General features: G+C 59.7%; 6 protein-coding genes. 4 read left to right on the top strand and 2 right to left on the bottom strand.

Annotation, left to right across the window (positions count from 1 at the left end; genetic code table 11):
* Nucleotides 1–190, bottom strand: a 190-nt coding sequence (locus ACZYOF_RS09060; RefSeq protein WP_463715521.1) for a transposase, incomplete at its 3' end; no start/stop codon positions are given.
* A gap of 242 nt (nt 191–432) precedes the next feature.
* Between ACZYOF_RS09060 and ACZYOF_RS09055 the strand changes: the two genes are divergently transcribed.
* Both ACZYOF_RS09055 and ACZYOF_RS09050 read left to right on the top strand, forming a co-directional pair.
* Nucleotides 433–1,446 carry a SphA family protein gene (locus ACZYOF_RS09055; RefSeq protein ID WP_463715526.1) on the top strand — a complete coding sequence of 338 codons (1,014 nt, stop codon included), beginning with the start codon at nt 433–435 and terminating at the stop codon, nt 1,444–1,446.
* A gap of 242 nt (nt 1,447–1,688) precedes the next feature.
* A complete protein-coding gene (locus tag ACZYOF_RS09050; RefSeq protein ID WP_463715520.1) occupies nt 1,689–2,207 on the top strand; it encodes a GNAT family N-acetyltransferase in 519 nt (172 codons plus the stop codon).
* A gap of 129 nt (nt 2,208–2,336) precedes the next feature.
* On the opposite strand, the gene ACZYOF_RS09045 is transcribed toward ACZYOF_RS09050, so the two are convergent.
* On the bottom strand, nt 2,337–3,347 hold the full coding sequence (locus tag ACZYOF_RS09045) for a pyridoxamine 5'-phosphate oxidase family protein (RefSeq protein ID WP_463715519.1): 1,011 nt from the start codon (nt 3,345–3,347) through the stop codon (nt 2,337–2,339).
* 144 nt (nt 3,348–3,491) lie between these two features.
* Here ACZYOF_RS09045 and ACZYOF_RS09040 point away from each other — a divergent pair, with 144 nt between their 5' ends.
* Both ACZYOF_RS09040 and ACZYOF_RS09035 read left to right on the top strand, forming a co-directional pair.
* Entirely contained in the window at nt 3,492–4,313 is an 822-nt protein-coding gene (locus ACZYOF_RS09040; protein WP_394565288.1) for an AraC family transcriptional regulator, read from the top strand.
* 481 nt (nt 4,314–4,794) lie between these two features.
* The gene (locus tag ACZYOF_RS09035) at nt 4,795–6,447 is read left to right on the top strand and encodes an alpha-keto acid decarboxylase family protein (protein ID WP_463715518.1); all 1,653 of its coding nucleotides are present in this window, start codon (nt 4,795–4,797) and stop codon (nt 6,445–6,447) included.
* Nucleotides 6,448–6,455 lie beyond the last annotated feature (8 nt).

Here is a 6,455-nt window from a genome sequence, read left to right as displayed (position 1 = left end):
CCCGCCCGACACCCGCGTCAAAGGCCCGGGCCGCCTGGTCCAGCAGTTGCTTCTTCCAGGCATAGATCTGGTTCGGGTGAACCTCATAGCGCTGGGCCAGATCGGCCACCGTCGCCTGCTCCCGCACCGCTTCCAGCGCGATCTTTGCCTTCAGTGCCGCGTCGATCTTGCGTCTCGTCTTTGTCGTCATCATGCGCTCCGTCTATCAAACGGAGCAGCCCCTTCCAACTAAGCACGTGGTCCCACAATCGGGGTCCATTTCAGTTGTACCGCCAAAAAAAATCACGCGGGCAGCAAAGATCGTTGCGCGATACGCATAAAGGGCGGGGGTGTGATATGTGGCTTCTTGATCTTCGAAAAAAGGGACAGCCCAACAGGCGCGACAAGACAAGGCCCGGGATCCGTTTCCGATTCAGAAACTCAGTCATCGCCATGGCAATGGCGATGACATCCATTCCGTCTGCAACCGTCCACGCCGACGAAGGTGGAGTTTCATATTGGCTTCCCGGCCGCTTCGGCAGCCTTGCAGCAACCCCTCAGGTCCCCGGCTGGTCGATGGGCGAGGTCTACTATCACACCAGCGTAAGCGCTTTTGGCCGTACGGCGGCCGCGCGGGAAATCCAGGTCGGCAGGATCCCCGCTACGGTGAACGTCGACCTGAACCTTCGTCTGAATGCGCAGGCCGATCTCGTGCTACTTAATCCCACCTACACGTTTGCAACGCCAGTGCTGGGCGGACAACTTGCCATCGGCGTAATCGGTCTGTTCGGGCGTTCCAGCGCAAATCTTGACGGAACGCTGACGGCAGCAGTCGGCCCGCTGGCGATGACTCGCACAGGCAGTATTGCCGATTCAATCACATCGGTCGGCGATCTTTACCCGCAGGCAACTCTCAAGTGGAACGCCGGGGTGCACAATTTCATGGCCTATGTGACGGGAGATATTCCCGTTGGGGCGTACAGTCCGACCCGCCTCGCCAATCTCGGCATCGGCCATGCCGCCGTTGATGCCGGCGGCGGCTATACCTACTTCAATCCGCAGACGGGGCATGAATTTTCTGCTGTCGCGGGCTTCACCTACAATTTCAAGAATCAGGATACGCAGTACCAGAACGGTATCGACTTCCACGTGGATTGGGGTGCCTCTCAGTTTCTATCCAAGCAGCTTTTCGTTGGTTTGGTCGGGTATGGTTATCAGCAGATCACCGATGATTTCGGCGCGCACCCCGTCCTGGGAGGCTTCCGGTCCCGGGTATTGGGAGTCGGCCCTCAGATCGGCTTTCTTTTTCCTGTTGGCGACATGCAGGGGTATTTGAACCTAAAGGGATATGGCGAATTTGCCGCGGAGAATCGCCCGGCCGGCTGGAATACGTGGCTGACGTTCTCGATCTCGCCAACGGCGCCGACCAGCACCGTGACGCCAACCCGGCGGATAGTGACGAAATAGTTCGTGGTCACGGCGGTGACACGAGCCGACATCGCCAGATTTGCCGCGCCCTTCCGGATGTCGCCTGCTGGTCCCGAATGAACGCGTCGGCGGCTTCGATCGAAGTCGGCTCCTGAACCCAGAGCTGAAAACTACCCGCTCAGCGGCCTTGCTGCGTGGACCGGCAATTGGCTGCATCCCCTGCACTCCTTGAAATTCATTCCGCGGCGGCTATTTGGGTGATGTTGGAGTAGGGACCAATCATGACAAATAATCCAGTTAGGCCTGCACGTGTTGACGAAGCCGAGGAGCTTACGCAGATCGCAGTTCGCGCGACCAGGAATGACGGGTACGACGATGATGCGATCGTCCGCTTCATGCCCGCACTCAAGGTCAACCTTTCGCTTATTGCCGCTGGACTGGTCTTTGTGGCCGAGAGCGAAGCCGGCGTTTCGCACGGCTATGTGGCTGTAAGACCGACGGGAATCGGAGGCCTAACTCTCCTGGATAGTATTTTTGTCGATCCAGCCTATTCGCGAAGGGGCGTTGGCACACGACTTTTTGCTACCGCAGTAGAGCTTTCGAGAAAGATGGCAGGAAATGTGATCCTGATTAACTCGAGCCCAAGTTCTGTCGATTTCTACGCCCGTCTTGGCGCCAACAAGATAGGCACTACACCGTTCGTATTCTCCCCTGACGTACAACTATCGATGTTCGCGTTTGCAATTCCGCCGTCCGTTGAGCATGGCACCGAAGCTGTGCGCGGGAGCCGGTCGTCCTAAGAGGTGGACCTGTCCTCGCAATCGCTTTGAACGGATCATGCTCTAGATTGAATCAGAACCGACGCTCTAGATTCTTGTTTTGACGCGTTTTCTTCACGCGAACCGGTGTCCACTTCGCTCGAAAACGCTCTAGTAGAGATTATTTTTGTATTCGTGCTCCAGACCCTTCTTCAGAAGGCCCGTCGCACCGGGAACAGACAACGCAGCGCTCGTAAGCCGGGCTCCCAATCCATTGGCCTTGTTGAGCTTGATGTGCTCGGTGAAGACTTTCGCGGGGTCGATGGCGGGGCGGCCGGACATTGGCCAGAGATGCGTTCGAACGAGGGCGGGGCTTTCGGACATCGTGACGCTGAGATCGTCGATCCCTATGGCGAGCGCCGGCGTCTTGTCCTGCACCCGGAATTGCGCGCGCATCGCTTCGTCGTCGGTCATGTGAGCTGTCCCCGACAACCTCACGATATGGCTCGAACCAGGGATGAGCAGCGCGGCGGCGACGCGGGGCTGAGCGATGATGTTGCGAAAACTATCGACGCGACGGTTTCCCGGACGATCGGCAAACCAGAGCCGCGAGCCGTCAAGATGCGCCATCATGCCGGCAGGATCGCCCTTCGGGCTGAGGTCGGCGCGGCCTTGAGCGTCCGTGGTGGCCAGCGCAAGGAAACGGCAATCGGCGATGAAGGCCGAGAGATCCGATGGCGCCGCGGCGATCGGCGCAGCCGTCCAGAAATCCGAGCGGATCAGCGCCTTGCCGCAATGACCGTAGCATTCCTCCACCGCGACACAGATTTCGTCGTGCCGAACCTCGGCTACCCTTCCGTTGACTCGCAACGTCTCGGTGATGCCTGGAAGCGGAAACAGGGAGGCGAACCCGACACCAGGCCGGGCGAGTGCCGCATCATCGAGCAACGCGGTGGGTAGCCGCAGTTCGTGCGCGCTGGCCGATGCGAAGCCGCACTTTCCGCCCGCCATTGTCACCGCGATGCCCGAAGCGTCACCGAAGGCGGTAAAGCTGAACGGCGAAAGCCGGATCCAGTGCAACGCACCTTCATCAAGATGGTCAATCACCTTGAGCGTCATCGGCAGGGGCGTCTTGCCGATGATCGCTTCAAGTTCGGCGACAGAGGCGATCTGTTTGCTCATCCAAAATCCACCAAGAGTTCAGCGCTTGCGCGAATGACGGCTTAGGACGGATAGACCTTCGCGCGATTGGCAACATCAGCCAATTCTGACATTATATTCTGAATTCCTGCCAATGCACTTCCACGGAAATTGGAATCGATTGGAATGCCAATCCTTACCGATCTGAGCGACCGAACTGGCTTCGTCGACCCGGATGAGGTGGCGCGCGCCGTGATCACCTACGGCATCACGACGGTCACGACCGGCGTTGAGCTCGATTTTCACAGTCACCGGAAGGCGCAGCTCCTGCTGTCATTGCGCGGCGTTCTGACCTGCGAGCTGGAAGGCGGCCTTTGGATCGTGCCGCCGCAAAGCGCAATCTGGATTCCGGGCGACGTATCGCACAGCGTCAAGGCGGCGGGCGAGATCGAAGGCTATAATGCGTTTATCGATCCCGCCGTCGCACCGAACCTGCCCGCAAACTGCTGCACGATCTCGGTCACGCCGCTCCTACGGGAGCTTCTGGTCCGGTCTGCCAGTTTCCCGATTGCTTATCCCGAGGGTGGCATGGAGACGCACCTTGTGGCCCTCCTGCTCGACGAAGTCGCGGTGGCGCCGGTGGGCAAGTTGCATCTGCCGATGCCAACGGATCGCCGGCTGCGCAAGATCGTCGACATGATGATGGCCGATCCTTCGGACCAGGGGACGATGGAGATCTGGGCCAAGCGCGCCGGGCTTAGCGAGCGAACACTGGCGCGCATGATTGCCCGACAAACCGGCATGACATTCGGCCGCTGGCGGCAGCAGCTCAACATCGTACTCGCGCTGCAATGGCTGGCGAGCGGCGCAACGATTCAGCAAGTGGCCATGGATCTCGGCTATGAGAGCGCGGGCAGTTTCGTCACGATGTTCAGGAAGGCGCTCGGCACAACGCCAGGCCGCTATATGGCAGAACGGCAGGGGCCGCTTGCGTCTCCTCGGATTTGAAAGCACTGGAGAGATGCCACAGGAACATTCTGTCACCTTTTCGATGATCGGGTTGTTGCGGCGATCACGCAGCCGTCACAGGCGCAAGCACAGCTCTCTCTTTTAGTTTATCGGCGACCTTCGATTGCCAGCAGCAGTTTCCCCGGAATCTCGACGCCGAGTGAATTGTGATCGCGGCACGGTCAATTATTGCCGATGTAACCAGATTTTCGCGCAGGGTTATCGTGCCGTAACAGAGGAAAACCACATTTACTTCTGCGAGCAGGTTGTGGAGTTTCATGTGGACATGTCTTCTTTCAATACTTCCCTCTCAAGCACGCCCTCATTGTGGACGCAGTGGGAAAACGAGCGTGAAGTCAGGCGAGCGGTCCGCGCACTCGCTGCGCTTGATGATCAAACCCTGCGCGAGATGGGTATTCGAGACCGCTCACAGGTCGAGTTCACCGTTCGATTTTGTCGCGACTGTTGACGAGACCGCGTGATGCCCAGAACCGTTATTCAGCATGTCCTTTCACGGCTGCGTGATGTCGGCATCACCGACGTCTTTGGTGTTCCGGGCGACTTCTCCTTTCCGCTCAACGATGCGACGTACAGCGAACCGGGTCTGCGTTGGATCGGGTGCTGCAACGAGCTCAACGCCGCCTATGCCGCTGATGGCTATGCGCGGATCAAGGGCGCCGGCGCGGTCTGCACCACCTATGGCGTGGGCGAGCTCAGCGCGCTGAACGGCATCGCCGGCGCTTACGCCGAACACCTCCCCGTTTTCCACCTGGTCGGAATGCCGCCCACTTCTGCGCAAGCCGCGCGCTCCGTGCTGCACCATACGCTGGGCAACGGTGAATTCGATCTGTTCCGCCGCATGAGCGAACCGGTGGTCTGCGCGCACTCGGTCATCACGCCGCAGAATGCTGCATATGAGACCGAACGCCTTCTGTTTGAGGCATTCTATCACCTCCGCCCCGTCTACATGGCCTTCCCCGCCGATCTCGCCGATCGACCCGTGCTTGGAAGCGCTCAACCTATTGCTGCTCCTGGAAGCGATCCCGTCCTTCTCGAGAAGGTTGTGAATGCAATCCTGTCAAGCATCGATCGGGCCAAGACGGCGTGCATCCTGCCAGGCCTCCTGGTGGCGCGTACCGGCCTGCAGCAGACAATGCAGGCGATTGTCGACGCATCCGGCTTGCCATTCGCCACCATGTTTCTCGACAAATCCGTGCTCGACGAAAGCCAGTCAGCTTATGTCGGAATGTATGCCGGCCGATTGATGAACGAGAACGTGCGCCAGTTTGTCGAGAGCTGCGATCTTGTGCTCGCCGTCGGCACGCTGTTCAGTGACCTGAACACCGGCGCCTTCACGGCCAAACTGGATCCGGCGCGGCTTATTTCGATAGGTCATCACCACACCACATTGCAGGGGCGCACGCATTCCGGCCTCGAGATGGCCGATGTGCTCGCCGCCCTTGCGAAGCGCCTGAGCAAGCACAACAATGTCGTCACCCCGCCCCATGCCGACTCGCTAGGCGCGGGAAGCGGCGGTGGCGACGATCCTATCACGGCTGCCGCGCTATATTCGCGCTGGAGCAAGTTCATACGACCTGACGACATCGTCGTCGCAGAGACCGGCACCGCCTCCATGGGACTGGCTTTTGCGCGGCTGCCGCAGGGAGCGCGCTTCCATAATCAGGGACTGTGGGGATCGATCGGCTGGGCAACGCCGGCCGCGCTGGGTGCCGCTGCCGCCGCCCCACACCGACGCACGGTACTCATCACCGGAGAAGGTTCTCATCAATTCACGGTGCAGGAAATCAGTCAGTTTGCCCGTCTCGGTTTGAAACCGGTGATCTTCGTGCTGAACAACGGCGGCTATCTTATCGAGCGGCTGCGCGCCAAGGAGCCTGCCATCGCCTACAACGACGTCCCATCCTGGCGATATGCCGAGCTGCCGCGGGTATTAGGTTGCGACGGCTGGATGACGGCGCGAGCGACGACTTGCGGCGAGCTCGACCAAGCGTTGCGAAACGCCGCAGGTGCACACAGCGGCGTCTACATCGAGGTCCTTACTCCACCAGATGAAGCACCGCCGTTCCCGCTCCGCCTGCGCGACAATGCGAAATCCCTGTATCGCATGTCCTGAACGGCGTC

The organism is Bradyrhizobium sp. LeoA1Lang (assembly GCF_055413685.1).
Note: the sequence above shows the minus strand (reverse complement) of the source record. Positions and strands in the feature narration are given on the sequence as shown.

Coding starts and splice junctions, on each gene's coding strand:
- ACZYOF_RS09055 (WP_463715526.1), top strand. CDS start 433: ATGGCAATGGCGATGACATCCATTCCGTCTGCAACCGTCCACGCCGAC.
- ACZYOF_RS09050 (WP_463715520.1), top strand. CDS start 1,689: ATGACAAATAATCCAGTTAGGCCTGCACGTGTTGACGAAGCCGAGGAG.
- ACZYOF_RS09045 (WP_463715519.1), bottom strand. CDS start 3,347: ATGAGCAAACAGATCGCCTCTGTCGCCGAACTTGAAGCGATCATCGGC.
- ACZYOF_RS09040 (WP_394565288.1), top strand. CDS start 3,492: ATGCCAATCCTTACCGATCTGAGCGACCGAACTGGCTTCGTCGACCCG.
- ACZYOF_RS09035 (WP_463715518.1), top strand. CDS start 4,795: ATGCCCAGAACCGTTATTCAGCATGTCCTTTCACGGCTGCGTGATGTC.